Here is a 26,363-nt window from a genome sequence, read left to right on the forward strand (position 1 = left end):
TTCGGATGGCTGATGAATGAATCGTTACCGCGAACGTTCGCGGCTGATGTAGATCGCGAGCAGGATGATTCCGCCCTTGATCACGTTCTGCACATACGGGTTCACGCCGATCATGTTCAGCCCGTTGTTGAGCACGCCGAGCAGCAGCGCACCGACGAGCGTGCCGAGAATCGCGCCGCGCCCGCCGGAGATCGACGTGCCGCCCATCACGACGGCCGCGATCGCGTCGAGCTCGAAGCCGACGCCGGCGTTCGGCTGCCCGCTCATCAGACGCCCGGTCAGCACGATCGCGGCAAGCGCCGACGTGAGTCCGGCCAGCGTGTAAACGATCAGCTTCACGCGCGCGACGCGCACGCCGGTGAGCCGCGTCGCCTGCTCGTTGCCGCCGATCGCATACACGTAGCGGCCGAACGGCATGCGATCGAGCAGCAGCCACGCGATCGCATAGACGACCAGCATGATCAGCACCGGCGCCTGGATGCCGAGCACCTTGCCGCTGCCGAAGAACGCGACCCAGTCGGGCAGCCCGTCGATCGGATAACCGCCCGTATAGATCAGCGCGAGGCCGCGCGCGATGCCCATCGTCGCAAGCGTGACGATGATCGGCGGCATCCCGGCGAACGCGACGAACACACCGTTCAGGAAGCCGAATCCGAAGCCCACCGCGATGCCGATCGCGAGCGCGGCGACCGCATTCATGCCGGCGACCATCAGCCCGGCCGCGAGCGTGCCGGACAGCGCCATGACCGAGCCGACCGACAGGTCGATCCCGCCGGTCAGGATCACGCAGGTCATGCCGACCGCGATGATCGCGTTGATCGACACCTGGCGCAGCACGTTCTCCAGGTTCGCGGCGGACAGGAAGCTGGGGCTCGCGATCATCATCGCGACGCACACGACGATCAGCCCGACGAGCGGATAGAACAGCGTCGAACGCCGAAATTGCGTCCACGTCGCGCGTGGCGGCGGCGCGTCGCCGGGCGCGGCCGCGAGTGTCGGGGAAGACGGGGAAGAAGAATCAGGCAGGTTCATGGGTCGCTCCTCGCGTGCCGGCCGTGGCATGGGTCATGACCGTGTCGGGATCGATCTCGTCGCCTTCGAGCGTCGCCTCGATGCGGCCCTGCCGGAACACGGCGACGCGATCGCACATGCCGACGATCTCCGGCAGCTCGGACGAGATCATGATGATGGCGTAGCCGCGCGCGGTGAGTTCGCGCATCAGCCCGTAGATTTCCGCTTTCGCGCCGACATCGATACCGCGTGTCGGCTCGTCGAAGATCAGCACCGTCGCGTGGTGATTCAGCCAGCGCGCGATCACGACCTTCTGTTGGTTGCCACCCGACAGCGTCGCGACCTCGGTGTGGATCGACGGCGCCTTCACGCCGACGCGCCGCATCACGTCGTGCGTCGTGCGCGCTTCGCCGCGGCGATCGATCAGCCAGCGCATCGACCGGTACTTGCCGAGATTGTTCAGCGAAATGTTGTCGCGAATCGAGAACGACGTCACGAGCCCTTCCGTCTTGCGGCTCTCCGGCAGCAGGCCGATGCCCGCGCGCAGCGCGTCGGCCGGATCGGCAAGCTTCGCCGCCGCGCCGCGCACGCGCACGTCCTTGCGGTGCGCGCGCGTCGCGCCGATCACCGCGAGCGCGGTCTCCGTGCGGCCCGAACCGACGAGCCCCGCAAAGCCCAGAATCTCGCCCGCATGCAGCGCGAATCGGTTGACCGGGCCATCGCGCTCGATCTGCAGCGCGTCGACTTCGAGCACGGCGGGCGCATCGGCGGCGCGCGCCGGCTTCGGCGGGAAGCTGCTTTCGAGCCGGCGGCCGACCATCATCCGCACCAGTTGCTCGACATCCGTGCGCGCGACGTCGGTGGTCGCGACATACTGGCCGTCGCGCAGCACCGTGATGCGATCGCACACCGTGAAAATTTCGTCGAGGTGATGCGAGATGAAGATCATCGCGACACCCTGCCGCTTCAGCTCGCGCATGATCGAGAACAGGTGTTCGGCCTCGGCCGGCGTGAGGGTTGCGGTCGGCTCGTCGAGGATCAGGATTCTCGCGTCGAGCGACAGTGCCTTGCCGATCTCGACGAACTGCTGCTGCGCGACCGACAGCGTACGCAGCGGCGCGTCGAGATCGATCGTCACGCCGAGCCGTGCGAAGATGCCGGCCGCCACGCGCCGCATCCGCGCGCGATCGCGCACACCCCAGCGGGTGCGCAGCTCGCGACCGAGGAACAGGTTATCGACGGCATCGAGGTGCGGGATCAGGCTGAATTCCTGAAACACGATGCCGATGCCGGCCGCGACCGCGTCGTGATAACTCGCGAAATGCCGCGCGCTGCCGTCGATCTCGATCGTGCCGGTATCCGGCTGGTGGATCCCGCAGAGAATCTTCATCAGCGTCGACTTGCCGGCCCCGTTCTCGCCGAGCAGCGCATGAATCTCGCCGCGCGCGATCTCGAGGTGAATGTCCGACAGCGCCTTCACGCCCGGAAAGCTTTTCGTGATGTGACTGAGCGTCAGTATCGTGTCCATCGGCTTCTCCGTGTGAAGGACGCCGGCCCGGCCGCCGCCCTTCACGTCGCGTTGCGCGTCGCTCACCAGCTGAATCCCTTCGCGTTGCCGCGATCGACGACCTTCACGTCGACTGGAATCGCCTTCGGCACCGTCGCGCCCCACTTGCGCGCGATCGCGATGCCGAGCGCGATGCGCACCTGGTCGGCCGGAAACTGCGCGGTCGTCTCGATGAACTTCGAGTTCGGCTTCTGGATCGCCGCGATCGCCTCGGGCGCGCCGTCGACGCTGGTGAGCCTGATGTCCTTGCCCGATCCCTCGATTGCCGCGAGCGCGCCCATCGACCCGCCGTCGTTCACGCTGAAGATGCCCTTCAGGTTCGGATGCGCGGAGATCATGTTCTCCGTCACCGACAACGCGGTCGCGCGCTCCTGCTTGCCGTTCTGCGTGTCGACCAGCTTCACGTTCGGGAATTTCGCGAGGCCGGCCTTGCAGCCACGCACGCGTTCGAGAATCGGCACGACCGGAATGCCGTCGAGAATCGCCACCTCGCCACTGCCGCCGATCGCCTTCGCGAGGTATTCGCACGACATCACGCCCGCGTCGTAGTTCTTCGAGCCGACGAACGAATCGACCGGGCCGTTCGCATTCGCGTCGACGGCCACGACCACCGCGCCGGCCTTCTTCGCCTGCGTGATCGCCGACTGGATACCGGTCGAATCGGTCGGATTCACGAGCAGGATGTCGATCTTCTTCTGCAGCATGTCCTCGACGTCGCTCACCTGCTTGCTGACGTCGTGATGCGCGTCCGTCACGACGACCTGCGCGCCGATCGACGCGGCCGCGTCGTTCAACGCCTTCTGCATCGTCACGAAATACGGATTGTTCAGCTCCTGGAAGGTCATGCCGATCCGCAGCGGCGCCGCATGCGTGACCATCGGGAACCAGGTTGCGGCGGCGGCCGCGGCAACGGCCGCGAGGCGGGCGGCGCGGCGGCGGGATGAAGCGGGCGATGCGTGCGTCATGACGGTGTCTCCGGTTATGTGCGGTTTTTTCGTGGATGAGCGAGCCCCTCGCGACGCGAACGGCGCGATCGGCCTGGTAAAACGGCAGGAAAAGTCAGGTGGGCGAGCGCCCGGCGATCATCCGGGTTGCGGCGCGAGCCCGCGTGCGCCTGCCGCGACCACGCGCGGCGGCGTCGGATTGCCGGTAAGCGGCGCGTGCAGCGCGAGTTCGCGGCTGCGTGCATTCAACCGCTGCAGCGCGCGAAACTCGGACGGTGCCATCCCCTTCACCGCGCGGAACTGGCGGTTGAAGTTGGACACGTTGTTGAAGCCGGCCTGGAAGCAGATGTCGGTGATGTTCGCGTCCTCGGCGAGCAGCATCTGGCACGCGGATTCGATCCGCAGCCGGTTTACGTACTGGACGAACGGCAACCCGGTATGACGATGGAACGCGCGCGAGAATGCGCTGACGCTCTGCCCGGTCAGCTGCGCGAGATCGGATTCGCGCAGCTCGGACGCGAGGTTCTTGCCGATGTACGACAGTGCGTGACTGAGCCGCGTCGGCGTCACGTGCGCCTGGTCGTACGCGGGGCTCGCGAGCAGCGTGCGTTCGGCCGCGCCGCACAGCCGCTCGAGGATCGCCATGAACAGCGCGATGCGGCGCATCCCGCGCGCGCCCAGCAATTCGTCGAACAGCGGCGCGATCGCCGCGCTCGTGTCGTCATCGAAACCGACGCCGCGCCGCGCGTCGTCGAGCAGTGCCTGCGCGTCGCGGCATTCGGGAAACGCGTCCATGCAGCGGCGCACGAACGACGGATCGAACTGGATTACCAGATTGCGACGCTCGACCGTTTCGCCTTCGGCCATGTCGCTGACCCAGTTGTGCGGCAGGTTCGGGCCGAGCAGCACGAGATGGCCGGGGCCGAACGACCCGATATGGTCGCCGACGAAATACTTGCCGCGTGTCGCGACGATCAGGTGCAGTTCGAATTCGGGATGGAAATGCCAGCGAATCGTGCGGTACGGATAGCCGTGCGACCAGACCTTGAACGACTCGTCGCGTCGCACGTCGACCACTTCCAGATCGGGATGCATCATGCTGGCGTCTCCATTCCCATGTCTCGCTGACCAGGCCGTTCGGCGTTTCGCCTCGTTCGCCGCGTGAGTCTTGCGGCAACGCGACCGGTCGCATGGGAAGCAATGTAGGTCGATCGCGTGCGCGGCTCCACCAACTTTACGCCTGATTTTCGATACTTTTTTGCGCGTTACGGGTAGAAAGGGACACGAAGCGCAAAATTGTGCAGTGCCGCACCCGTCGACCGAGCGCCGGCGCGAAGCATGCGCGCGGCCGGAGAACGGCCGCTGGGCGCGTCGGCGACGGCCGTCGCCACGGCTATGCCGCCCCGCTTTCCCGCGCGACACGCACCTCGTACACCTTCAGGTGGTTGTACGCGATTCGCAGCAACGACAACGCATCCGCCGCCTGCGGGTCACGGCGCGCAAGGAGGTCGCCGATCACGTGATCGGCTTCGACCGGTGCGCGGTTTTCGACGTCGCGCAGCATCGACGCGGTCAGCGGCGACGGCGTCAGCACCATCCGCCGCATCCGCTCGACGGCGGCGGAATCGGGCCGGTAACCGTTGTGCGCGGCGATCGCACTGCATTCGTCGAGCATCGTTTCGAGCAGGCGGCGACCGTCCGGCGCGGCAAGAATGTCGCCGACCGAACCGCGAAACAGCGACGTGCTCGCCGCGAGCGTGGCGAGGAACACCCACTTGTCCCACATCCGCGCGGCAATGTCGTCGCTGAGCGTCGCGTCGAAACCCGCGCCGCCGAGCACGTCGGCCACCGCGCGCACACGCGCCGATTCGCCGCCGGCAAGTTCGCCAAACGACAGGCCCGCCGTGTCGTTCAGGTGCACGATCCGCTGCTCGCGATCGAGCGTCGCCGCGATCACGCACAGGCCGCCGAGCACTTGCGCGGCGCCGAACCGGCCGCGCAGCACGTCGAGATGGCGCATCCCGTTGAGCATCGGCAGGATCAGCGTCGACGGCCCGACGAACGGCGCGAACGATGCAATCGCATCGTCGAGGCTGTAAGCCTTGCAGCTCAGCAGCACCAGGTCGAACGGCGCGGCCGCGTCGCTCGCACGCAGCGTCTGCACGTTCGCGAGCGTCAGGTCGCCGCGCGGGCTGCGGATCAAGAGCCCGTCGCGCGCGAGCGCGGCCGCGCGGCCCTCGCGCACCAGGAACGTCACGTCGCGCCCCGCCGCCGCTAGCCGGCCGCCGAAGTATCCGCCGACCGCGCCGGCCCCCACCACCAGAATTCGCATCGTTGCCTCCTTTCGGGTTCGTTCGACGCCGCCGTCCGCCCGACCATCGGGGCACGACGCGCAATCGCCATCGCCCGACAGTATAGCGATGCCGCATATGTATATGCATAGATACCCGCACCGCGCTCGGCGGTATCGAGCCGCTGCCGTTTCTAAGGGATTTCCCGTCTACGGCAACGTCGGTTTCACGCCGTCAAAGAGTTATCCCGTCACGCCGTTCCGGCGCGCTTGTTCGACCGACCGACCTCACTACCCATGCGCACCCTTTCCCTGAACCAGAAACTCGCCTCGATGATCGTCATCCTGTGGCTCGGCCTGCTCGTGATCGCCGGCATCGGCGCGTGGCAGACACGCGCGTCGATGATCACGGACCGCCGCGACCAGCTTGCGTCGCTGGTTGCGCAGGCGACGAACGTCGCCGACCACTACTACAAGCTGTCGCAACAGAACGCCTTGCCGGAAGCCGACGCGAAGCAGAAGGCGCTCGAGGCGATCGCCGCGATGCGCTACGGCGCCGACGGCTACATTTCGATCAACGATTCGAAACCGGTGATCGTGATGCACCCGATCAAGACCGAGCTGAACGGCAAGGACGTGTCGAATTTCACCGATCCGAACGGCAAGCACCTGTTCGTCGAAATCGTGAAGGCCGGCAACCTGGACGGCGGCAAGGGTTTCGTCGAATATCTGTGGCCCAAGCCGGGCGCCGACAAGCCGCAGGACAAGACCAGCGCGGTGCAGCGCTTCGCGCCGTGGGACTGGTATCTCGTGACGGGCATGTACATGAACGACGTACGCTCGGCCGTGCTCGCGAGCGTCGGCCGCTGGCTCGCGATGACGGCCGTGCTCGGCGCGATCTCGACCGTCGTGATGGTGCTCGTGCTGAAAAGCGTGCGCGCGAACCTTGGCGGCGAGCTCGAAGTGGCGCTCGACGCCGCGCGGCGTATCGCGCAGGGCGACCTGACCGCGCGCGTGAGCGTGAAGCACGACGATCGCGGGAGCCTGCTGCATGCGCTGCATACGATGCAGAGCGGGCTGATCGACATGGTGTCGCGCGTGCGGACGGGCACGGAGAACATCAACGTCGGCGCGAGCGAGATCGCGTCGGGCAACACCGATCTGTCGCAGCGCACCGAGGAACAGGCAGCCGCGCTCGTGCAGACCGCGTCGAGCATGGACCAGATGACCGCGAACGTGAAGCAGAACGCGGACAGCGCCGCCCAGGCCGCGACGCTCGCGGGCCAGGCCGCGCAAGTCGCGACGCGCGGCAGCGCCGTGGTCGACGATGTGGTGCGCACGATGAACGAGATCACCGGCCGCTCGCACAAGATCGGCGACATCATCGGCGTGATCGACGGGATCGCGTTCCAGACCAACATCCTCGCGCTGAACGCGGCCGTCGAAGCGGCGCGCGCGGGCGAACAGGGCCGCGGCTTCGCGGTGGTCGCGGCCGAGGTGCGCTCGCTCGCGCAACGCTCGGCCACGGCCGCGAAGGAGATCAAGTCGCTGATCGTGTCGTCGAACGAAACGGTCGAGCACGGCGCGACGCTCGTCACGCACGCGGGCGAGACGATGGCCGAGATCGTGCAGTCCGTGCGGCGCGTGAACGAGATCCTCGACGAGATCAGCCATGCCTCGCGCGAGCAGAGCGCGGGGATCGAGCAGGTCAACCGCGCGGTGGGCGAGATGGACCAGGTCACGCAGCAGAACGCGGCCCTCGTCGAGCAAGCCGCGGCCGCCGCGCATTCGTTGCGCGATCAGGCCGAAGCGCTGCGCGACGCCGTCACGCGATTCGCGTTGCCGGCCTGACGTCGCCTCATCCGTCGGCATCCCGCCCGATTCCGACGGATTTCGCCTGACGAGCCGGCAAGGCGGGGCCGGCCCCTGCACGACGCAGGCCCTCCCGCGCTTGTTCCGCGCTTGTTCCGCGCTTGTTCCGAGCTTAGCCCGCTCCGCCCGGCCGGCTCACGGCCTCGACACCGCCGAACCCCATCCCGGCCGCCCGCTGCACCAGCTCGACGTCGTTGGTCACGCCGAGCTTCTTCATCGCGCTGATCTTCTGCGCGCTGACCGTCTGCTTCCCCTTGTTCAACCGCTGCGCGATCGTCTTGATCGGCAGGCCGGCCAGATAAAGGCGTATCACCTCGATCTCGCGCGTCGACAGTTTCACCGGCGGCTGGTCGTGCCCGGCGACGGCATCGAGCGCACGCCGGACGAGCGGCGACTGATAACGCCCGCCGCTGTAGGTCGAATGGATCGCGGTGACGATGTGGCCGACTTCGTCGAACTTGCTGACGAGGCTCGCGCCGCCTTTCGCCAGAATCGAGCGGAAGAGCACCGGATTCTCGTTCCCGACCAGCGCGACGATCCCGACGTTCGGGCGCGTGCTGTGCAGCCAGTCGAACAGTGCGAGACCGTCCATCTCCACGTCGCCGCGAATCGGATAGTCGACCAGCACGATGTCGCATTCGACGCGGCCGAGCGTCTCGATCAGATCGCCCGAGGTTCGGGAGACGCCGACGAGATCGATTGCGCACGCGTCGCAGGCAATGTGCTCCATACCTGCGAGCGTCAGCGGCGAGTCGTACGCGAAAACAGTGCGAATTCTGAATTTCCCCATGCGCAGTCCAAGAAGGTTCGCCGGGCCGCACGATGCGGAATGCGCGCGCGGCCGGATCGGCATTGAATCGACATTCAGGATATTTTTATCCCGAACATCATTCTAGGCAGCAACGCACGGTCGGGATATGGGGCGGCGTCTGAATTGATCGATGCAGGCGTGATACGAGTTTGATCTCGGCGCCGGTCGGAACGTTCGGCGGCGGCCGGGGTCGGCCGAACGGCCGACGTTGCGGGCCGCGCGGGCCGTACGGGTGTCACGCGGGGTAAAATTGCGGCCTTTGCATGCCACCCCGGGCGAACGGCCGGCGGCAGCGCGCCCTTTCCGGCCGCGCGCCCGCCCGTTCGCCGGCTGCCCGTACTCCCCGCTTCCCCATGACCGAATCCGACCTGCAATCCGACGACACCACCATCCACGAAGACGGCCTCTGGCGCGACAACGGCTGGACGGCCCGCATCATCAAGAACGAGGACGACGACGGCTGGGCCGTCGAGATGATCAAGGACGGCGAAGCCGAGCCCGCGCTCGTCGGCCCGTGGACGATGGGTCGCGACAAGAAGAATCCGAAGCCGATGGACGCGAACGCGTTCCGCACGCTGGTGAAGACCGTGACCGAGGTGCTGATGCGGCACGAACAGCAACGCCGTGCGATGCTGCACAAGGAAGTGACGGTGCAGGACGACGACGGGCAGGATGTGTCGGTCACGCTCGACATCGTGCCGGACGAGTTCGAGCCGTATGCGCAACTGAAGGCGTTCGACCCGTACGGCGAGCTGCTGGCCGACGCGAAGGTCTCCGCCGGGTTCAAGCTCAACAAGGCCAGTGCCGCACGCTGGGTCGAATCGGGCTTCGAACGGCCGGCCTGACGCCGCCGGCCGGCGCCCGCGCGACGCCGGGCTGCATGCCGCGCGGGCGCAACCGGCGTCAGCCGTGCAGGCCGTGCGCGGTCATCAGGCGGTACAGCGTCGCGCGCGAGACACCGAGTTCCGCCGCGACGTCGGCATGCTGGCGCCGATGCCGCAACAACGTCTCCTCGATCGTGCGCCGCTCCGCCTGGCGGCGCGATTCCGCGAGCGTCGGCAGCCGGTGCGACGTGTACTGGTTCAGTTCGAGATCGACGGCCGAGATCAGCGGGCCATTCGTCATCACGACCGCGAAGCGGATCCGGTTGATCAGCTCGCGCACGTTGCCGGGCCATGCATAGTTGTGGATCGCCTCGATCGCGCACGGCATGAAGCCGCGAATCCGGTGCGCACTGTCGCCGCGATAGCGCTGCAATATGTGGTCGGCGAGCAGCATGATGTCGCGGCCGCGCGCGCGCAGCGGCGGCTCGTCGATACGCAGCACGCAGAGCCGGTAGTACAGGTCCGCGCGGAACCGTCCCGCCCGCATCGCGGCCTCGAGATCGACGTGGGTCGCCGACACGATCCGCACATCGACCGGAATCGACGCGTGCCCGCCAAGCCGCTCGACCTTGCCCTCCTGCAGGAACCGCAGCAGGCTCGCCTGGCTCTCGAACGGCATGTCGCCGATTTCATCGAGGAACAGCGTACCGCCGTGCGCGGCCTCGATACGGCCGATCTTGCGCTGATGCGCGCCGGTGAACGCGCCGCGTTCATGCCCGAACAGTTCGGCCTGCAGCAGCGTCGTCGGAATCGCCGCGCAATTCACGGCGACGAACGGCGCGTCGGCGCGCGACGAATGCAGGTGGATCGCCGACGCCGTCAACTCCTTGCCGGTGCCGGATTCGCCGGCGATGAACACGGTGGCGTCGGTGTTCGCGACCTTGCGGATCGTCGCGAACAGACGGCGCATCGCGTCGCACGCGCCGATCATCGATCCGCCGGGCGGCACGGCATCGACGGCCGGATCGCTTTCCGCCAGTTTCAGCATCCCGTACGCATGGCCGACGAGATAACCGATCGTCGTATAGGCCGTCGCATTGCGCACGTAGCCGAAGCAGCACTGGCGGATCAGGCGCGCGATGGTGGCGTCGCGCAGTCGCGGGTCGTCGGCGAGCGCGACCCAGCCGATCCTCGGATCGCGCAGCAGCGCCTCGAACGACGCGACGTCGGGCGACGCGAAGTCGTCGAAATCCACGATGCCCGCATGCAGGCGGTTCGCCTTCACGAGATTGGATGCGTCCGCAACGGATTTCGCGCGCCACACGTCCCAGCCGCGCGACGCGAGAGAATCGACGAGCCCCGCATCGGGACGCTGCGACAGATACACGAGCGGGCGTGACGGCACGCCATGGTGACGCCGGACCGCAACGAACGGTGGCGTGCATGCGGCTCGTTCGCTCTCCTGCGGGTCTGACAGTCTGATCGGGCAGCAATGGTTCACGATGGCCTCGCCGCATGGGGTTGTCTGGCGGAACGGGCGGCGCGAAACGGTGCGGCGGCAGGCCTCCCTGCCCGCGCGCGACGCTGCCGGCATGTCCGCTCGGGAAAAATTCATCGGCAGAACACGACACGCTGCATGTAGATCTGCGGTTCGACGACGGGCCGCGCGGCCTGGTTGAGATCCTCGCGATAAGCACGGTAGGTCTTGCCGTTTACCGTCACTTCCGTCGCAGGCGCCGTCTCGATCGTGTTCAGCCCTTTGCTCTGCCACTCGCTGACTCGCGCCGACGCGGACAAGCTCGATTCGCCGGCGATCTTCTGCGTGATCGTGCTGCTGTCGCTCCACGGCTGCGTCTGCATGTCCTGTGCGTGCTGCATCGTGCCGATCGTCTTGCCGGTCGGCGTCGGTCCGTTCTGCGCTTCGAACGGCGCACCACGCCCGTACACCGGCGATTGCCACGACGGTGCGTGACCTTCCGCCGGCATCATGTAGATCATCTGCGGATCGCCGACCATCATCATCGGCACGCATGCCGTGTTGTCCGGGCGGCCGAGCGTCGTCAGCGCCTGCTGGACGCTCGCGGCATTCGCGAGGGTCTGCTCGCTCAGGATGACGAAGACCGCAGGGTTCTGGAAAACCGACTGCGCGGCGGCTTGTGTGCCGTACAGCAGCAGCGCGATCAGAAAGATCCTCATGATTGAGGCCTCCTTGTACCCTCGTCAGGCAAAAAGAGGTGTTGACCTCGGGGATGGGACCAACACCCGTCAAACTTGCGACGTGCGTCGCGCCGCGGACCCCGGCCGCTTCCATGCGACCGGCGTGCCGATCGCACGGAAGCGTTGTCCGCATGCTTACGACGACGTGCTCGTCGAGATGACGGTCGGCGCCGGCATCGACGGCGCGGCCGGGGCGGCCTGCTGGTCAACCGCGGCCGGCGTGTCGGCGGACGGCGCGGGCGCGGCAGCGGATTCGCCCGCGTCCATCGCCTTCGCATCGGCGACCGGCGTGTCGGCAGCAGCAGCCGCTGGGGCCGGCTGCGCGGCTTCCGGCACAGGCGCTTCGGCTGCTGCCTGCGCTGCCGGTTCGGCCGCCTTCGCATCGACCGCCGGCGCGGACGTTGCGGCGTTCGCGGCCTGCGGTGCGGCGTCGGCAGCGGCCGGTTCGGATTGCACGATGTCCGGCGTCTTCGTGTCGGCGGCCGGCGCTGCCGCGGCTTGCGCGGCACTGTCGGTTGCAGCCGGTGCAGGTTCCGGGGCCTTGTCGGCGACGGCCGGCGCGGGTTGTTCCGGCGCCTTCGTGTCGACCGCAGGCGCCGCCGCGGCCTGCGCCGTGGTGTCGGTTGCGGCCGGCGCGGGTTCCGGGGCCTTGTCGGCAACCGCCGGCTCGGGTTCCTTCGCCTTCGTGTCGACCGCAGGCGCCGCCGCGGCTTTCGCCGTGGCGTCGGTTGCGGCTGGCGCGGGTTCCGGGGCCTTGTCGGCGACCGCCGGCGCTGCGACGACGGCGGCAGCCGGCACCGCGCTCACCGCAGCCGGTGCAACGGCAGGCGCCGCACTCACTGCCGGTGCTGCCGCGGCAACCGGTGCGGCAACGGCGGCAGGCGCGAGGGCGGCCGCTTGCGTTGCCTTCACGGCGGCCGCTTGCGCTGCAGCAGGCACCGTGCTGACGGCGGGCGGGGCGATCGACGGCGCGGGCACCGGGATCGGCGCCGCCTGGACCGCGGTCGTCGCCACAGGGCGCGTCTGGACGGGCGCGGCGGCGTCGAGCGGCGGCAGGCCCATGCGGCTGCGCACCAGCGGATCGCGATACTTCACGTCGTCGGCGACGGTCGCTTCGGCGGCGGGCGCCACGTTCGAGCGCGCGAGCGGCGCGGTCGTGCCCGGGCACAGGTGACCGGTCGCTTCCACCGCACGCCGGTTCGCATCGCTTTGGCAAAGCAGCGCGAGCGCGACGTCGGTCAGCCCCATCGCACGGAATTCGCGCGCGTCGAGACGACGCACGCATGCCTGGTCGACCAGGGTCGTGCCGCCCGTCGCGCCGAAGCCCGGAAACGACACGCCGACGCTCACCGAGCCCATGCAGGTATCGGACAGCGTGGTCGTGAGGCCCGGCGCCTGGATCGCCGGATTCGTCTTGATCGTCTGGGTACCCGAGTAGTTGACGTTTTCCGCCGTCTGGGTGTTGTACGGGCTGGTGCCGGGCGCGCCGGCCGCGAGCGAGCTCGTGCTCTGCGGCGTCACGTTCGAGCCGCCACTCGTGGAAGACGGCAGATTCAAGTTCACCTGCACGCTCGAATTGCCGCTGCTGCGAATGCCGCTGCTGCTCGTGGCATTGCCGCCGGTCGTGGTATTCGTGTTCATGCTCGCGCCGCCGCCGAGGCTGACTGCCGTCGACGACGTCGAGGACTGCGCGCTTGAAGTCGAGTCGGCGGTCTGCGCTTGGGCACCGATCGTGGCCATCGCGAACATTGCCGCACATGCCACCCTGATCTTGTTGCTGTTCATTTCAATCTCCGGACGAGGTTTGACCTCCCACCCAGGCAACCGTATTAGTTCCCCTGAATTCCTTCAGCTTTGCCTGCTTCCCCGAACTGCTTCCAGCCACTGCCCAGCTGGGACCATGAACCGCCCGACATGCCCGGCCATTGCGGGGCCGCCGATGCGCCGATGGCACTGCCCGACGAAAGCGCGTGTTGTTGTGACGGTTTGGTTGTCTGGTCAGGGTTGTTTGACGTCTGCACATTCGATTGCACGTCGTCGGCAGCACGGTCAGCGCCATACGCCGTCAGAGACGCGAGCATCAGAGCGGCGGCAATCAGTTTCGGCTTCATGCCAACTCCTTACGGTGACAACAAGGCGAGGAAAGAGACCAGCATCGTTGGGAAGCTGGCCCCCCCGACACCCGAATCAGGGACTGCCGGCGGTCGCGCCGGAGCTGCCCTGGCTGCCGCCCGATGCGAACGGCGATCCGGCCGGACCGGTGCCCCATACCGTCGACGAGTTGATGTGGTTCGAGCCCGCGACCGTTCCCGACCACCCACTGCCCGCCATGCCGGCGGCACCCGCATTGGCCATGCCGTTGTCGTTCCCGCCGGTTGCCGTGTAGTGGTTCGCGCCGAGTACGATCGTGGCGGTCACCCCTCCCGACAGCGCATTGGCGTTCTCGCTCGTGTTGCCGTTTCCACCGAACGAGCCTGCGGCACCGATACCGCCGCCTGCCGCGAATGCGCCCCCGTTCGTGCCCCAGCCGCTGGCCGTCGAAGTCGAGTCGTGATAGGCGGATGCCGTGCCGGTGGATCCGGCGGGTGTCACGGTACTTCCGGCGTTCGCGCCCGCTACCGAAGTCGAGTTGCTCGTGTAGCTGCCGGTACCGACCAGCACCGAACCCGACACGCCTGCCGCGACGGACTGCGTCTGGTTGAATGTGGACGGTCCGGACGCCAGCACGGCAGACGAGAGGACAGTGAGCGCTGTCGCTAAAATGACGTTGGCTTTCATAGCAATTCCTTGCTGTGAGGAAGTTCGGTGGCCAGACCGCCGGGTCCGCCCCAGCAGGACGAAACCCGGCATCCGTGCCACCTGCCCATGACGAACGCTATGCGCCGCGGCTTAGTAGTGATACATCGTCCAGCCGGTCGAGCCGGCATTCGCGCCGCTCGACCCGCCGGCTTGTGCGCCGCCGAAGCCGAAGCCGCCCACCGTCGACGTGTTGGTGTGGTTCGTGTACGAGATCGAGCTGCTCGCACCGCCACCGGCCGTTGCACCGGCCGCGCCGAGCGCTGCGCCCGAATCGGTCGCGGTAAAGCTGCCGAACCCGACGACACCGGCCATCGTCTGGCCACCGCTCGACGAGTTGCTGGTCGAAACCGTGCCGCTCGCTGCAAACGCTGCACCCGAGACCGCCATAACTGCTGCTGCAATCAGAAGCTTCTTCATGGTCGACTCCATAACGGCGTGGACGGAACAAGCGAGGAAAGCTGCACGCCTTCAACTTCCCTGCCTCGAGTAATCCCTAAAAATAAGGATCACTATCCAATCACAAAGAAACGATTCATCTCGAATCGAGACCACGTAACGTTTGGCCAGTTGAAGTTCAGGTTCGAATTTTTTGATTTTTTCGCGGTTTTTATTGAAATTTCGATATCGCATATCGATTTTTTAATAACGGAAGACAAATTGCCTCACGCACCCGAATACAGGCATTCGCCATTCGGGACTGTTTTTTTTCGAAATTCGCACCCCGCGACATACCAGCACACGGCATTCGCTTCGGCGATCGAAAATGCGTGAAAATGGCTAACTACCGAAAATGCAGCGCCATCGAAAAAATGCACGTCATCGCGGCGATAACGGGCCTGCATTACGGTCAGTCGGCATCGCGTCTCCCTGAGCTATCGATCAACGATCTTCCGGTCAATCGGGCCTGCGCCCGCATTTGCCCGGCGCAATCGATACGGCCCTGCACGGATGAAGTCGGATCGGGGTCACGCTGTCCGGCATGTACAGCCCGGTCCGCCCGGATGCGCTGAATGAAGGGGAGCACCGCTGTCGGCCGGTCGTCATGCGGAACGACAGGCGTTCCAGCACGTGCAACACGCGGATGCCGGGAAACCGGCAACGCGCCCGCGAGGCTGGCACTGCATCGCGAGCCGTACTCCGAGCTGTCCGGCTACCCCACGGATGCGCAAGGAATGCGCGGAACGAATGACTGCTTCTGATCTTCATCGCTGTTTCCCCGACCGCTTATTGACGAACGCGTCGCCCCCCATCTTTGTCGCATCAGGTCGACCGCTCGCCGGTGCGTTCAATGTCGCAAGCGGCATGCCATGCGTGATTCCGCCGTCGGTTGCATGACGCATACCGTCCGCGACGCCCGCCCGTATCGCCTGGAATCGCATTTTTTGTTTCAGGAATGTATCGCGACAACGGTGGGCAACTTGCGCCGATCATTGAATACGGCGAAGCAATGCCGGAAAAGACGGACGAATGCGGCCCATGGAGCCTCGCTCGACGGGGTGGCGAACGGGCGTTTCATACTTGAGAAGTACGGGGTCGCACATTGCGGCCGATCTGCACATCGGCCGCGCCAAACCGCCTGCCGCCGCCCGTTCGACAGCATTCGCACGCCGGGAAAACGACGAACCGAAATGCGCGGCCCCCGGTGCAGCGGAGCCCGCACGGCGGATATGGGCAAGCTTCCGGATGTGCATGCCAGCCGCCACGCAATGCAATTGATTCATCCGTGAAAATACCGACGGGATCAGGTGTCGGCTAACAGTGCGAACGTGCGGCAAGAAAACGGCAATTGCAGTGCGGATCGACATGGCTTTCGCGCCGCCTGCCGATCGGAAAAAGTGACGGCATGTGCCGCACGAACCCTTCAACATCCTTTATCGACTTTTACTGCCGTCATTCAATTCGACGACATTCAATGTCAATAGCCGTCGTGCTCCAATCGCCGGATGGCGGCACACGATGCGCACGAGAAACATTTCCGATGCGATATCGGCCGAGAATCTCATCGCTGAAACATGTTCGTGCAAAGCACGATCCATGCGGAATATGCGTGACGGCACAACTTTTTTTCCGTTTCGACCGGCCGATTCGTGTGCCGCCTGGCAGCTGCCGCACTGGTTCGCGCAATCCGGAGATGCATGCGTGAAACAGAAGTTCGCGCGCGGCGCGGCAACGCTGTTCGCGGCCCGCTCGCACCCGCATCCGGCGACCCTGGCACGCCGATTGAATGTCGTCCCGATTCGGCCGACCGCGCATCGCGCGACGAAGCCAGGCGCGATGCAATCGCAATGAACCGCGCTGCCGCTATGTGCCGAGCAATTCCTTCTTGCGCAGGTGCACGACGTCGCGCATCGGCGGCGCACCGAACAGCCGGCTGTATTCGCGGCTGAACTGCGACGCGCTTTCGTAGCCGACGGTCGCGGCCACGGAGCCGACATCGCCGCCCTGCCGCAGCAATAGCCGTCGTGCTTCGTGCAGTCGCAGCTGCTTCTGATACTGCAGCGGGCTCAGCGTGGTCACGTGCTTGAAGTGATGGTGCAGTGACGACACGCTCATGTTGACCGCCTGCGCGAGCGTGTCGACGCGCATCGGCTCCGCGTAGTGATCGCGGATCCATTCGATCGCGCGTGCGATCCGGTGCGTCTGGCTGCCGGCGACGGCCATGTGCCGCAGCCGCGTGCCCTGCCCGCTCGTCATCAGACGGTACAGCAGCTCCTTTTCGATCAGCGGCGCGACCACCGGAATGTCGGCCGGCGTATCGAGCAGCCGCAACAGCCGCAACGCGGCATCGAGCAGCGGCGGCGTCAGCTCGGCAAGTGCGATGCCCTCGCCTTCGGGGCCGGCGTCGGGCTCCGGCAGCCGCATCTCGGCCGCGAGTTCGACGATGCGCTGCGGATCGAGCGTGAGCGACAGGCACAGGTAAGGCGCGTCCGGCGACGCCTCCGTGACCCGCGAGAGAATCGGCAAGTCGATCGACGTAATCAGGCAGTTCCGCGTGTCGTATTCGTAAGCCTGGCCGGCCACGATCACGCGCTTCGCGCCCTGTGCGGCGATCACGAGCGCGGCGCGCGACACGCCGCAGCCGAGATCGACCGGATGCCCATGCCGATGCAGCATCAGCGCCGGCACGGCCGTCGAGTGGGAGCCGTCCGTCGGCGCGAAGCGGGCGATCAGCGATGCCAGTTCGCGCCGCCCGGACTCGCGCGACGTCGCGATATCGGTCATGTCCATGACGGGTTCCTCGCTTCGTTTCCCTGAATCGCGCGAGCATAGCGAATCGCTCGCCGCCGCGCCGGGGATTTGCAGGATTGTTCAATAAATTTGCAGGAATGGGTAGACGCAAAAAACGCGCGCTCGCGCACACTGCCCGCTAACCGGGCGCATGCCGGGTTTTCCCCATGGAGACATACAAAAATGCCTACCTCGTTCGTCCTCAACGGCAAGAACGTTACGCTCGACGCCGATCCGTCGATGCCCGTCCTCTGGGCAATCCGCGAGCACGCGGGGCTGACCGGCACGAAGTTCGGCTGCGGCATGGCGCAGTGCGGCGCGTGCACCGTCCATCTCGAAGGCCAGGCCGTGCGCTCGTGCGTGCTGCCGCTCGCCGGTATCGCGGGCAAGCACGTCACCACGATCGAAGGGCTGCAGAGCAAGCCGGCACAGGCCGTGCAGGCCGCCTGGGTGAAGCTGCAGGTGCCGCAGTGCGGCTATTGCCAGTCCGGCCAGATCATGTCGGCCACCGCCTTGCTCGAACAGAATCCGAAGCCGACCGACGCGGACATCGACGCCGCGATGAACGGCAACATCTGCCGCTGCGCGACCTACGCCCGCATCCGGGCCGCGATCCACGACGCGGCCGCGACGCTGGGAGCCTGACCATGACGATCGAACTCGACAATCGCGATTCGGTGCGCCCGTCGCGCCGCACCTTTCTGAAGGCCGCGAGCGCCGCGGCCGCCGTCAGCCTGACGATCGGCTTCGAATGGGCCGGCCTCGGCCGCCGCGCGCTCGCCGCGACGGCGCCCGCCGCCGACTTCGCGCCGAACGCATTCCTGCGCATCACACCCGATGGCGCGGTCACCGTCGTCGCGAAACACGTGGAAATGGGCCAGGGCGCATATACGGGCATTGCGACGATCGTCGCCGAGGAGCTCGACGCCGACTGGTCGAGCGTGCGCGTCGAAAGCGCGCCGGCCGATGCGAAACGCTATGCGAACCTCGCGTTCGGCACGATGCAGGGCACGGGCGGCAGCTCGGCCATGTCGAACTCGTGGCAGCAACTGCGCGAAGCGGGCGGCAAGGCGCGCGCAATGCTCGTGTCGGCCGCGGCGGCACGCTGGAAGGTGCCGGCCGGCGAGCTGACCACCGCCAACGGCGTCGTCGCGCATGCGAAGAGCGGCAAGACGGCCGCCTACGGCACGCTGGTTGCCGACGCGGCGAAGCTGCCGGTGCCCGACAAGGTCGCGTTGAAGCAGCCGGCCGACTTCAAGCTGATCGGCCATCGCATTCCGCGCGTCGACGGGTCGGCCAAGTCGAACGGCACCGCGCATTTCACGCTGGATACGACCTTCCCCGGCATGCGCGTCGCGCTGCTGCAGCGCCCGCCGCGCTTCGGCGCGACGGTCAAGTCGTTCGACGCGACGGCCGCGAAGGCCGTGCCGGGCGTGGTGTCGGTCGTGCAGGTGCCGGGGGGCGTGGCGGTCGTCGCGACCGGCTTCTGGGCCGCGAAACAGGGCCGCGACGCGCTGAAGATCGACTGGGACGAAACGAACGCCGAAAAGCGCGGTTCGGACGAGATCATGCGCGAATACCGGCAGCTCGCAGCGAAGCCCGGCGCGTCGGCGCGCAAGGACGGCGACGCCGACGCCGCGATCGCGGGCGCCGCGCGCAAGATCAGCGCGACGTACGAATTCCCGTATCTCGCGCACGCGCCGATGGAGCCGCTCGACGCGGTCGTCAAGCTGACCGCGAACAGCTGCGAGATCTGGGCCGGCGACCAGTTTCAGACGGTCGACCAGGGCAACGCCGCCAGAGTCGCGGGCTTGAAGCCCGAGCAGGTGCAGATCCACACGCTGTACGCGGGCGGCAGCTTCGGCCGCCGCGCGAACGCATGGTCGGACTACGTGGTCGAGGCCGTGTCGATCGCGAAGGCACTCGGTGCGGACGGCAAACCGGTCAAGCTGCAGTGGACGCGCGAGGACGACATCCAGGGCGGCTTCTATCGCCCGATGTACTTCCACAAGCTCGACGCGGGGTTGACCGACGACGGGAAGCTGGTCGGCTGGCGCCACCGGATCGTCGGCCAGTCGATTCTCGCCGGCACGCCGTTCGAAGCGTTCATGGTCAAGAACGGGATCGACGCGACGTCGGTCGAGGGCGCGGCGAACCTGCCTTACGCGGTACCGAACGTGTCGGTCGAACTCACGACCACCAAGGTCGGCCTGCCCGTGCTGTGGTGGCGCGTGGTCGGCAGCTCGCACACGGCCTACGCGGTCGAGGCGTTCATCGACGAAGCCGCGCACGCGGCCGGCAAGGACCCGTACCTGTTCCGCCGCGACCTGCTCGCGAAGGAGCCGCGGATGCGCGCGGTGCTCGAGCTGGCCGCGCAGAAGGCCGGCTGGGATCCGGCGAAGCCGCTGCCGAAGGGCCGCGGGCGCGGGATCGCGGTGGCCGAGGCGTTCAAGAGCTATGTCGCGCAGGTCGCGGAAGTGTCGGTCGACGCCGACGGCAAGGTGAAGGTCGAGCGCGTGGTGTGCGCGGTCGACTGCGGGATCGCGATCAACCCCGACATCGTTGCCGCGCAGATGGAAGGCGGCATCGGCTTCGGGCTCGGCGCGGCGCTGCACAGCGCGATCACGCTGAAGGACGGCCAGGTCGAGCAGCGCAATTTCGACGGCTATCACGTGCTGCGGATGGCGGAAATGCCGAAGGTCGACGTGCATATCGTGCCATCGGCCGAGGCACCGACCGGTGTCGGCGAGCCGGGCGTCGCGCCCGTTGGACCGGCGGTCGCCAACGCGATCTTCGCGGCAACCGGCAAACGGCATTATGTGCTGCCGTTCGATTCGGGCGACACGGCGAAGGCTTGACGGGTGGGTGAAACGCCGGCCGCGCGGCGGAAGTGCCCGCGGCCGTTTTTTCCCTGTGTGCGGCAGGCTCCGATGTAGGGTTCGAAGTCGGCAAAAATCCGCACCAACCTATTGATTTGACTCCGCAATCCGTCCTGCTCGGGAGGGTTCGATGTCGGGTTCGCCGTCCGCCCGAAACCCTGCACGATCGGCGGAAATCGCCCGCCCCTCCCCGTAACACCCCCGTAACGCCCGTAACGTTCCCGCAGGATGCTACGTAACAATCCTTCAATATTGCTCCGACCCTTCCGAAGCGCGTCGCGCGTCCCGCGTTAAAAATTCTTTTAGATTCAAGGCCGGCGCGCCGCCAGCCCCGCCCACATCGCCCGCCGATGCCTGACAAATCCTCCCTGGCCCGGAAGTTGCGGTACATGACTCGCAAACACTCCTTTACGGACATGCGAGGGCCAACATGGATTGCAAATACCTGTACATCGACAATATAAAAATCAACTTCGTGCGCCGCACGATCGAAATCGACAACAAAGTCGTCGACGTCACGCCACGGGAGTTCGACGTCGTCGAATTCCTGCTCGACAACATGAACAAGATCGTGCCGCGGCAAGCGATCCAGGAAGCGGTCTGGGGCCGCGAGCTCGGCGTGTCGTCGCGCACGCTCGATACCCATATCTCGCGCATCCGTTCGAAGCTGCAGCTCGATCACGACAAGAACCTGCGGATCATTCCGATCTATGCGGTCGGCTATCGGCTGGTGCTGTTCGGCGCGGCCATGACGCACGTCGAGCGCCACGACGCCGCGCCGATCCTGCGCGGCGCGCCGCAGCCGGCGCTGGCTGCCGACTACGCGTAACGCGTAGCGGCTCATCCGCGCGTCGCCCCTGCGCGTCGCGCCTGCAACGCTCCCTACCGCGCCGCACGGCCGACGTGCGGCGCCTCGCGGCCCGGCACGCATCCTCCCGCCGCGCCATCACCGCCGTCTCCGGGCGGCGGCCGCATTTTCTGCGCGCGGCGCGGCGCACGCGGCCACGCCGCCGCGCAGCAGGCTTCGTAGCTCGCCACCGCCCGCGCGGCCGGCGGACGCACACCACTACGGATTCCGGCGCGGCGCACGCTCGGCGCCGTCCCTACAATCGACGCATCAGCCGCGCGCCCCCGGCGCCGCCGGCCACAACCACCCGTCGAACCAACGCCGAATCCGCCCCGATCCCGCCGTGCCTGCGCTGTCCCTGACGAATGCCGACGCCGGCGACGCCGCGAACCGGGCCTCGCCCGCCGCCGCCCCGGCCGCCCCGGCCGCCGCCGCGCCCGCCATCCCGCCGCCGGCCGCCGTCGCGCTCGACGCGTCGCCCTGGCTGCCACGCGTGTCCGCCGCCGCCGCGCGCGGGCTGTCGCATGCATACGGCGCGACGGCCGAGGTCCCGGTCACGCTCGGTGAACACGCGTACGAAGTGCGCTGGCGCGTCGATGCCGAACCGGCCGCCGACGCCCGCGCGTACCGCTTCGTCATCGGCCCTGCCGCCGGCACGCTATGGATCGATCCGGTCGCGGAAGGGGCATGGCTCGGCGACGCGGCCGACCCGGCCGTGCCGGCCGTGATCCGCGCGGCGTTGCTCGCCGATCTCGCCGCACCGCTGTCGGCCGTGCTGCAGGCCGCGACACGGCAGCGCGTGGAATTGCTGCCGCCGCCGGCGAGCGTGCCCGCATGGCGCACGGCGCCGGCCGCGCTACGCTTCGAACTGCGTCGCGCCGACGGCGCCTGGCGCTGCCACGGCGCGCTGCTGTTCGACGCGCCGGACGCGCTCGCGGTGTTCTTCGCGACGCCGGCGGCCGCGCGGCCCGACACGCGCGCCGCGTATGCCAGCCTGCCGGTGCCGCTGGTATTCGAGATCGGCCGGACCGAGCTGACGATGGCCGAGCTGGCCGACGTCGTCGGCGGCGACATCATCGCGATCGAGCGCTGGCGCGCGCACGAGCAGAACCTGCTGTGCGTCGCACGGGTGCCGGCCGCGCCGGCGTGGGAGATCACCGGACGGCCATCGGGCAACCGGCTGACCGTCGAACGAATCAGGGAGATGCCTTTGGAACCGACCCGCACCGACACCCCGCCCGCGACCGCGCAGGATGCGCCGCCGGACGATGCGCCGCGCTCGCTCGACGGCCTCGCGGTCGACCTGCGTTTCGAATTGCCGCCCACGTCGATCCCGCTCGGCGAACTCGGCGCACTGCAGCCGGGCGCGGTAATCGAACTGCAGCAAGGCATCAACCAGAGCGTGATCCATCTCGTCGCGAACGGGATGCTGATCGGCACCGGCCATCTGATCGCGGTCGGCCAGAAGCTCGGCGTGCGCGTCGTCACGCTGACGCAGCCCGCGCCGCGCGAGCGCTGACCGATGGGCAGCCTGCCGAATCCGGTCGCGCTGATCGCGGTGATCGCGGCTCTCGGCATCGCGCCGTTCGCGGCGCTGATGGTGACGAGCTACACGAAGCTCGTGGTCGTGCTCGGCCTGCTGCGCTCCGCGCTCGGCATCCAGCAAGTGCCGCCGAATCTCGTGCTCAACGGCATCGCTCTGATCCTGTCGCTGTTCATCATGGCGCCGGTCGGGATGTCGATCCGCGACGCGCTGCAGGCGCGCCACTTCGATGCATCCGGGCAGCTGTCGACCGCCGACATCGGCGCGCTCGCCGATGCGGCGCTGCCGCCGGTCAAGGATTTCCTGGTGTCGCATACGCGGCAGCGCGATCGCGAATTCTTCGTGCGCACGGCCACGTCGGTCTGGCCGAAGAACCGCGCCGACGGCATCAAGGACGACGACCTGCTCGTGCTGGTGCCGAGCTTCACGCTCGCCGAGCTGACCAAGGCGTTCCAGATCGGTTTCGTGATCTACATCGTATTCATCGTCGTCGATCTGCTGGTCGCGAACATCCTGCTTGCATTGGGGATGCAAATGATCTCGCCGACGACGATCTCGGTGCCGTTCAAGCTGCTGCTGTTCGTCGCGCTCGATGGGTGGTCGCTGCTCGTGCACGGGCTCGTGCTGTCGTACCGCGTGGCGGGGGCGGGATGAGCGCGCGCGGCCCCCGCGGCATCGCCGCGAGCCTGTGCGCGCTGCTCGCGCTGGCGCTCGCATGCGCGGGCATGCAGCCGCGCGGCGCGCACGCGGCAGGTAGCGCCGCGGGCTTCGCGCAGCTTGCGCACGCGTGCGCGCCGAACGTCGATCCCGACACGCTCGCCGCGCTGGTGCGCACCGAATCCGGCTTCAATCCCTATGCGATCGGCGTGGTTGGCGGCCACCTGACGCGCCAGCCAGCGTCGCTCGACGAAGCGCGCGCGACCGTGGGCGAGCTGGCCGCGCGCGGGTTCAGCTACAGCGTCGGCCTCGCTCAGGTCAACGTACGAAATTTTGCGAAATACGGCCTCGACGACACGACGATGTTCGAACCGTGCCGCAACTTGCGGGCTGGCGGCGCGATCCTGACTGAATGCTTCGCGCGCTCGTCGAACACCGGTCGCCCAGCGCAGGCCGCGCTACGCGCGGCGCTGTCGTGCTACTACAGCGGCAACTTCACGACCGGGTTCTCAAGCGGCTATGTGAGCCGCGTCGTCGCCAGCGCGCAGCGCAATGCGCGCGAAGGCGGCGTCGAACCGATTCCGGTGGTGCGCGACATGCCGCCGCCCGCGCGACAACGGCGCATGGACGCGGCCGCGACCACGCCGCCCGAACGCGCGCGCAGGCTCGCGTCGCCCGCGGCTTCCGGCGACGCGCCGTCGTGCCATGCGCGACCGGTCGTGATGATGTGCCGCGGATTATCGGCGAGCCAGGCGAAGCGGCTGTGCGTGCGGTGTCTCGATCAGTAAGCGAGCGACGAACGCGGCGCATGACGTGACGCCGCTCGCCTGGCCATCCTGCTTCATGCCGCGCGCTGATGCTCCAGCCACGCCTGGAACATCAGCACCGTCCACAGCTGATGCTGCCAGTTCATCCGGCCCGTCAGGTGCTGCCGCCACAAGCGCTCGACGGCCTGCGCGTCGAAGAAGCCCTCGTCGCGCAAGCGCGACGGCTGCAGCAGCGCGTCGGCCCAGTCGCGCAGCGCGCCGCGCAGCCAGTGATCGACGGGCGCACAAAAGCCCTGCTTCGGCCGGTCGATCAGCGCCGACGGCACGTACTGGTCCAGCAGCCGGCGCAACAGCGCTTTCGACTGCCCTTCCGGCAAGCGCACCGACGCGGGCAGCCGCCATGCGAATTCGACGACGTGATGATCGAGGAACGGCATGCGCGTCTCGAGACTCACCGCCATCGCTGCGCGATCGACCTTCGCGAGGATGTCGGTCGGCAAGTACGTGAGCGTGTCGATCGCCATCGCCTGCTCGGCGAAGCTCAGGTGCGCGGGCCATGCGGACACCGTATCGAGCAGCGTGGGCGGCTCCTGTCCGGCGAGCGCGATGCGCTCCGGATGATGCACCGACGACATCAGCAGCCGGTACAGCCCGATGCGGCTCTCGGCCGTCATTACGTGGCCGAGCTTGTGCAGCCGGTCGCCGATGCGGGTCGCCGAGTCGCGCGCTTCCACGCCGCCCCATGCGCCCTGCGCGACCGCCGCGAGCTGGTCCGCGTGATCGGGGCGCAGCGCGTGCAGCGCGGCGGCGATCCGCGCACGCACCGCCGCCGGCACGCGATGCAGCTTGCGCCACAGGCGCGGCGTCAGGAAGTAGCGCGTATAGCCGCCGAACAGTTCGTCGCCGCCGTCGCCGGACAGGCTCACCTTCACGTGCCGACGCGTCAGCTCCGACACGAGGAAGGTCGGAATCTGCGATGCATCGGAGAACGGCTCGTCGTAGATCGCCGGCAGTTTCGGCACGACGCCGAGCGCATGATCGGCCGTCACGTAGAGCTCGGTATGGCGCGTACCGAGATGACGCGCGACCGCCTTCGCATAGCCGGCCTCGTCGTAGCCGGCCTCGTGAAAGCCGATCGTGAACGTATCGACCGGGTTCGCCGACTGCGCCTGCATCAGCGCGACGATCGCCGACGAATCGATGCCGCCCGACAGGAACGCGCCAAGCGGCACGTCGGCTTCCATCTGCCGCGCGACGGCCTGGCGCAGCACCGCGTCGAGCTGCCCGACGGCCTCGTCGGCGCTGCCCTCGAACGGCCGCTCGCGGCCGGCTTCGATCGCCTGCTCGAGCGTCCAGTACGCTCGCACGCGCGGCGTGTCGCGCGCATGCTCGAACTGGATGTAGGTGCCTGGCGGCAGCTTGCTGATGCCGCGATAGATCGTATGCGGCGCGGGCACACTCGATTGGCGCAGGTACAGGCACAGCGCGTCGCGATCGATCGTGCCGTCGAAGCCCGGATAGCCGCGCAGCGCCTTCAGCTCCGACGCGAACACCAATGCGTCGCCGATCCGCCCGTAGTAGAGCGGCTTCTCGCCGATCCGGTCGCGCGCAAGCGTCAGCACGCGCGACGCGCGATTCCACAGCGCGAACGCGAACATGCCGGTCGCGCGCCGCAGCGTCGCCTCGACGCCCCACGCGACGATCGCCGCGATCAGCACCTCGCTGTCGGAGTGGCCGCGCCACGCCGGCGCGCGACCCGCGCGCTCGAGCTCCGCGCGCAACTCGCGATGGTTATAGATTTCGCCGTTGAAGACCATGACGTAGCGGCCGCACGCGGACGCCATCGGCTGCCGGCCGTGGACCGACAGATCGACGACAGCAAGCCGCCGGTGACCGAGCGCGATACCGGCTTCCGGGTCGACCCAGAGGCCCTGCCCGTCGGGCCCGCGATGCGCGAGGCTCGCCGTCATTCGCGCGAGCGTGCCGCGCGCTGTCTCCTCATCGAAGGCGACGCTATTCAGAAAGCCGTCGATTCCGCACATTGATTTGTCTGCCCCTGTTGACCTGTTCCGTCAGCGGCGGCGCAACCTCGCAGTCCGCCGCCCGG

Annotated in this window: 24 protein-coding genes; 9 read left to right on the forward strand and 15 right to left on the reverse strand. The window is 67.5% G+C overall.

Going from position 1 to position 26,363, the window contains the following annotated elements:
- Positions 1–24: 24 nt before the first annotated feature.
- From WI26_RS23285 to panE, 5 genes are all read right to left on the reverse strand, one after another.
- A complete protein-coding gene (locus tag WI26_RS23285) occupies positions 25–1,032 on the reverse strand; it encodes an ABC transporter permease (RefSeq protein WP_059468390.1) in 1,008 nt (335 codons plus the stop codon).
- A complete protein-coding gene (locus tag WI26_RS23290) occupies positions 1,019–2,539 on the reverse strand; it encodes a sugar ABC transporter ATP-binding protein (RefSeq protein WP_069227844.1) in 1,521 nt (506 codons plus the stop codon). Before WI26_RS23290 ends, WI26_RS23285 begins: the two co-directional genes overlap by 14 nt.
- 62 nt (positions 2,540–2,601) lie before the next feature.
- Positions 2,602–3,543 (reverse strand): substrate-binding domain-containing protein, encoded by a 942-nt coding sequence (locus tag WI26_RS23295; protein WP_059539023.1) that lies wholly within the window; start codon positions 3,541–3,543, stop codon positions 2,602–2,604.
- 117 nt (positions 3,544–3,660) lie between these two features.
- Entirely contained in the window at positions 3,661–4,620 is a 960-nt protein-coding gene (locus WI26_RS23300; protein WP_059468388.1) for an AraC family transcriptional regulator, read from the reverse strand.
- Between the two features lie 295 nt (positions 4,621–4,915).
- A complete protein-coding gene (gene panE / locus WI26_RS23305) occupies positions 4,916–5,854 on the reverse strand; it encodes a 2-dehydropantoate 2-reductase (protein WP_069227340.1) in 939 nt (312 codons plus the stop codon).
- 255 nt (positions 5,855–6,109) lie between these two features.
- Here panE and WI26_RS23310 point away from each other — a divergent pair, with 255 nt between their 5' ends.
- The gene (locus WI26_RS23310; protein ID WP_059509139.1) at positions 6,110–7,663 is read left to right on the forward strand and encodes a methyl-accepting chemotaxis protein; all 1,554 of its coding nucleotides are present in this window, start codon (positions 6,110–6,112) and stop codon (positions 7,661–7,663) included.
- 133 nt (positions 7,664–7,796) lie between these two features.
- On the opposite strand, the gene WI26_RS23315 is transcribed toward WI26_RS23310, so the two are convergent.
- Positions 7,797–8,474, reverse strand: coding sequence for a response regulator transcription factor (locus WI26_RS23315; protein WP_069227845.1), 678 nt, complete (start codon positions 8,472–8,474; stop codon positions 7,797–7,799).
- Positions 8,475–8,848: 374 nt separating this feature from the next.
- Here WI26_RS23315 and WI26_RS23320 point away from each other — a divergent pair, with 374 nt between their 5' ends.
- On the forward strand, positions 8,849–9,340 hold the full coding sequence (locus WI26_RS23320) for a hypothetical protein (RefSeq protein ID WP_069227341.1): 492 nt from the start codon (positions 8,849–8,851) through the stop codon (positions 9,338–9,340).
- A 58-nt stretch (positions 9,341–9,398) separates the two neighbouring features.
- Here the strand turns inward: WI26_RS23320 and WI26_RS23325 are convergent, their stop codons facing one another.
- The 7 genes from WI26_RS23325 to WI26_RS32385 all read right to left on the reverse strand — a co-directional run bounded on the left by WI26_RS23325 (position 9,399) and on the right by WI26_RS32385 (position 16,140).
- A complete protein-coding gene (locus WI26_RS23325) occupies positions 9,399–10,820 on the reverse strand; it encodes a sigma-54 dependent transcriptional regulator (protein ID WP_069227342.1) in 1,422 nt (473 codons plus the stop codon).
- Between the two features lie 110 nt (positions 10,821–10,930).
- Complete coding sequence (locus tag WI26_RS23330) at positions 10,931–11,515, reverse strand: hypothetical protein (protein WP_059468383.1); 585 nt, start codon at positions 11,513–11,515, stop codon at positions 10,931–10,933.
- 156 nt (positions 11,516–11,671) lie between these two features.
- Positions 11,672–13,321, reverse strand: a complete 1,650-nt coding sequence (locus WI26_RS23335; RefSeq protein ID WP_069227343.1) for a chemotaxis protein CheA — start codon at positions 13,319–13,321, stop codon at positions 11,672–11,674.
- 44 nt (positions 13,322–13,365) lie between these two features.
- A complete protein-coding gene (locus WI26_RS31685) occupies positions 13,366–13,647 on the reverse strand; it encodes a hypothetical protein (protein ID WP_059542691.1) in 282 nt (93 codons plus the stop codon).
- A gap of 76 nt (positions 13,648–13,723) precedes the next feature.
- Entirely contained in the window at positions 13,724–14,314 is a 591-nt protein-coding gene (locus WI26_RS23340) for a hypothetical protein (RefSeq protein ID WP_059509142.1), read from the reverse strand.
- 111 nt (positions 14,315–14,425) lie between these two features.
- Positions 14,426–14,752: a hypothetical protein gene (locus WI26_RS23345; protein ID WP_059468456.1), complete on the reverse strand. Its 327-nt coding sequence runs from the start codon at positions 14,750–14,752 to the stop codon at positions 14,426–14,428.
- Positions 14,753–15,762: 1,010 nt separating this feature from the next.
- The gene (locus tag WI26_RS32385; RefSeq protein ID WP_155768809.1) at positions 15,763–16,140 is read right to left on the reverse strand and encodes a hypothetical protein; all 378 of its coding nucleotides are present in this window, start codon (positions 16,138–16,140) and stop codon (positions 15,763–15,765) included.
- Positions 16,141–16,180: 40 nt separating this feature from the next.
- Here WI26_RS32385 and WI26_RS32390 point away from each other — a divergent pair, with 40 nt between their 5' ends.
- Positions 16,181–16,624 carry a hypothetical protein gene (locus WI26_RS32390; protein ID WP_155768810.1) on the forward strand — a complete coding sequence of 148 codons (444 nt, stop codon included), beginning with the start codon at positions 16,181–16,183 and terminating at the stop codon, positions 16,622–16,624.
- 12 nt (positions 16,625–16,636) lie between these two features.
- Here WI26_RS32390 and WI26_RS23355 read toward each other — a convergent pair whose 3' ends face one another.
- On the reverse strand, positions 16,637–17,563 hold the full coding sequence (locus tag WI26_RS23355) for an AraC family transcriptional regulator (protein WP_069227345.1): 927 nt from the start codon (positions 17,561–17,563) through the stop codon (positions 16,637–16,639).
- Between the two features lie 183 nt (positions 17,564–17,746).
- Between WI26_RS23355 and WI26_RS23360 the strand changes: the two genes are divergently transcribed.
- From WI26_RS23360 to WI26_RS23390, 6 genes are all read left to right on the forward strand, one after another.
- Complete coding sequence (locus WI26_RS23360) at positions 17,747–18,208, forward strand: (2Fe-2S)-binding protein (protein ID WP_059468378.1); 462 nt, start codon at positions 17,747–17,749, stop codon at positions 18,206–18,208.
- A gap of 2 nt (positions 18,209–18,210) precedes the next feature.
- The gene (locus WI26_RS23365) at positions 18,211–20,421 is read left to right on the forward strand and encodes a xanthine dehydrogenase family protein molybdopterin-binding subunit (RefSeq protein WP_069227346.1); all 2,211 of its coding nucleotides are present in this window, start codon (positions 18,211–18,213) and stop codon (positions 20,419–20,421) included.
- A 451-nt stretch (positions 20,422–20,872) separates the two neighbouring features.
- Positions 20,873–21,271 carry a winged helix-turn-helix domain-containing protein gene (locus tag WI26_RS23370; RefSeq protein ID WP_059468376.1) on the forward strand — a complete coding sequence of 133 codons (399 nt, stop codon included), beginning with the start codon at positions 20,873–20,875 and terminating at the stop codon, positions 21,269–21,271.
- A gap of 361 nt (positions 21,272–21,632) precedes the next feature.
- Positions 21,633–22,808 (forward strand): type III secretion system cytoplasmic ring protein SctQ, encoded by a 1,176-nt coding sequence (gene sctQ, locus WI26_RS23380; protein WP_069227348.1) that lies wholly within the window; start codon positions 21,633–21,635, stop codon positions 22,806–22,808.
- A gap of 3 nt (positions 22,809–22,811) precedes the next feature.
- On the forward strand, positions 22,812–23,486 hold the full coding sequence (gene sctR / locus WI26_RS23385; protein WP_044847619.1) for a type III secretion system export apparatus subunit SctR: 675 nt from the start codon (positions 22,812–22,814) through the stop codon (positions 23,484–23,486).
- Positions 23,483–24,277: a lytic transglycosylase domain-containing protein gene (locus WI26_RS23390; RefSeq protein WP_069227349.1), complete on the forward strand. Its 795-nt coding sequence runs from the start codon at positions 23,483–23,485 to the stop codon at positions 24,275–24,277. Before sctR ends, WI26_RS23390 begins: the two co-directional genes overlap by 4 nt.
- A 53-nt stretch (positions 24,278–24,330) precedes the next feature.
- On the opposite strand, the gene asnB is transcribed toward WI26_RS23390, so the two are convergent.
- A complete protein-coding gene (asnB, locus tag WI26_RS23395) occupies positions 24,331–26,298 on the reverse strand; it encodes an asparagine synthase (glutamine-hydrolyzing) (protein ID WP_059539018.1) in 1,968 nt (655 codons plus the stop codon).
- Positions 26,299–26,363: the final 65 nt, after the last annotated feature.

It is taken from the genome of Burkholderia diffusa, assembly GCF_001718315.1.
GTDB lineage: Bacteria > Pseudomonadota > Gammaproteobacteria > Burkholderiales > Burkholderiaceae > Burkholderia > Burkholderia diffusa_B.

Excerpts from the sequence above, each read along its gene's own strand:
- WI26_RS23285 (WP_059468390.1), bottom strand. The coding sequence starts at position 1,032 with ATGAACCTGCCTGATTCTTCTTCCCCGTCTTCCCCGACACTCGCGGCC.
- WI26_RS23290 (WP_069227844.1), bottom strand. The coding sequence starts at position 2,539 with ATGGACACGATACTGACGCTCAGTCACATCACGAAAAGCTTTCCGGGC.
- WI26_RS23295 (WP_059539023.1), bottom strand. The coding sequence starts at position 3,543 with ATGACGCACGCATCGCCCGCTTCATCCCGCCGCCGCGCCGCCCGCCTC.
- WI26_RS23300 (WP_059468388.1), bottom strand. The coding sequence starts at position 4,620 with ATGATGCATCCCGATCTGGAAGTGGTCGACGTGCGACGCGACGAGTCG.
- panE (WP_069227340.1), bottom strand. The coding sequence starts at position 5,854 with ATGCGAATTCTGGTGGTGGGGGCCGGCGCGGTCGGCGGATACTTCGGC.
- WI26_RS23310 (WP_059509139.1), top strand. The coding sequence starts at position 6,110 with ATGCGCACCCTTTCCCTGAACCAGAAACTCGCCTCGATGATCGTCATC.
- WI26_RS23315 (WP_069227845.1), bottom strand. The coding sequence starts at position 8,474 with ATGGGGAAATTCAGAATTCGCACTGTTTTCGCGTACGACTCGCCGCTG.
- WI26_RS23320 (WP_069227341.1), top strand. The coding sequence starts at position 8,849 with ATGACCGAATCCGACCTGCAATCCGACGACACCACCATCCACGAAGAC.
- WI26_RS23330 (WP_059468383.1), bottom strand. The coding sequence starts at position 11,515 with ATGAGGATCTTTCTGATCGCGCTGCTGCTGTACGGCACACAAGCCGCC.
- WI26_RS23335 (WP_069227343.1), bottom strand. The coding sequence starts at position 13,321 with ATGAACAGCAACAAGATCAGGGTGGCATGTGCGGCAATGTTCGCGATG.
- WI26_RS31685 (WP_059542691.1), bottom strand. The coding sequence starts at position 13,647 with ATGAAGCCGAAACTGATTGCCGCCGCTCTGATGCTCGCGTCTCTGACG.
- WI26_RS23340 (WP_059509142.1), bottom strand. The coding sequence starts at position 14,314 with ATGAAAGCCAACGTCATTTTAGCGACAGCGCTCACTGTCCTCTCGTCT.
- WI26_RS23345 (WP_059468456.1), bottom strand. The coding sequence starts at position 14,752 with ATGAAGAAGCTTCTGATTGCAGCAGCAGTTATGGCGGTCTCGGGTGCA.
- WI26_RS32385 (WP_155768809.1), bottom strand. The coding sequence starts at position 16,140 with ATGTCGATCCGCACTGCAATTGCCGTTTTCTTGCCGCACGTTCGCACT.
- WI26_RS23355 (WP_069227345.1), bottom strand. The coding sequence starts at position 17,563 with ATGGACATGACCGATATCGCGACGTCGCGCGAGTCCGGGCGGCGCGAA.
- WI26_RS23360 (WP_059468378.1), top strand. The coding sequence starts at position 17,747 with ATGCCTACCTCGTTCGTCCTCAACGGCAAGAACGTTACGCTCGACGCC.
- WI26_RS23365 (WP_069227346.1), top strand. The coding sequence starts at position 18,211 with ATGACGATCGAACTCGACAATCGCGATTCGGTGCGCCCGTCGCGCCGC.
- WI26_RS23370 (WP_059468376.1), top strand. The coding sequence starts at position 20,873 with ATGGATTGCAAATACCTGTACATCGACAATATAAAAATCAACTTCGTG.
- sctR (WP_044847619.1), top strand. The coding sequence starts at position 22,812 with ATGGGCAGCCTGCCGAATCCGGTCGCGCTGATCGCGGTGATCGCGGCT.
- WI26_RS23390 (WP_069227349.1), top strand. The coding sequence starts at position 23,483 with ATGAGCGCGCGCGGCCCCCGCGGCATCGCCGCGAGCCTGTGCGCGCTG.
- asnB (WP_059539018.1), bottom strand. The coding sequence starts at position 26,298 with ATGTGCGGAATCGACGGCTTTCTGAATAGCGTCGCCTTCGATGAGGAG.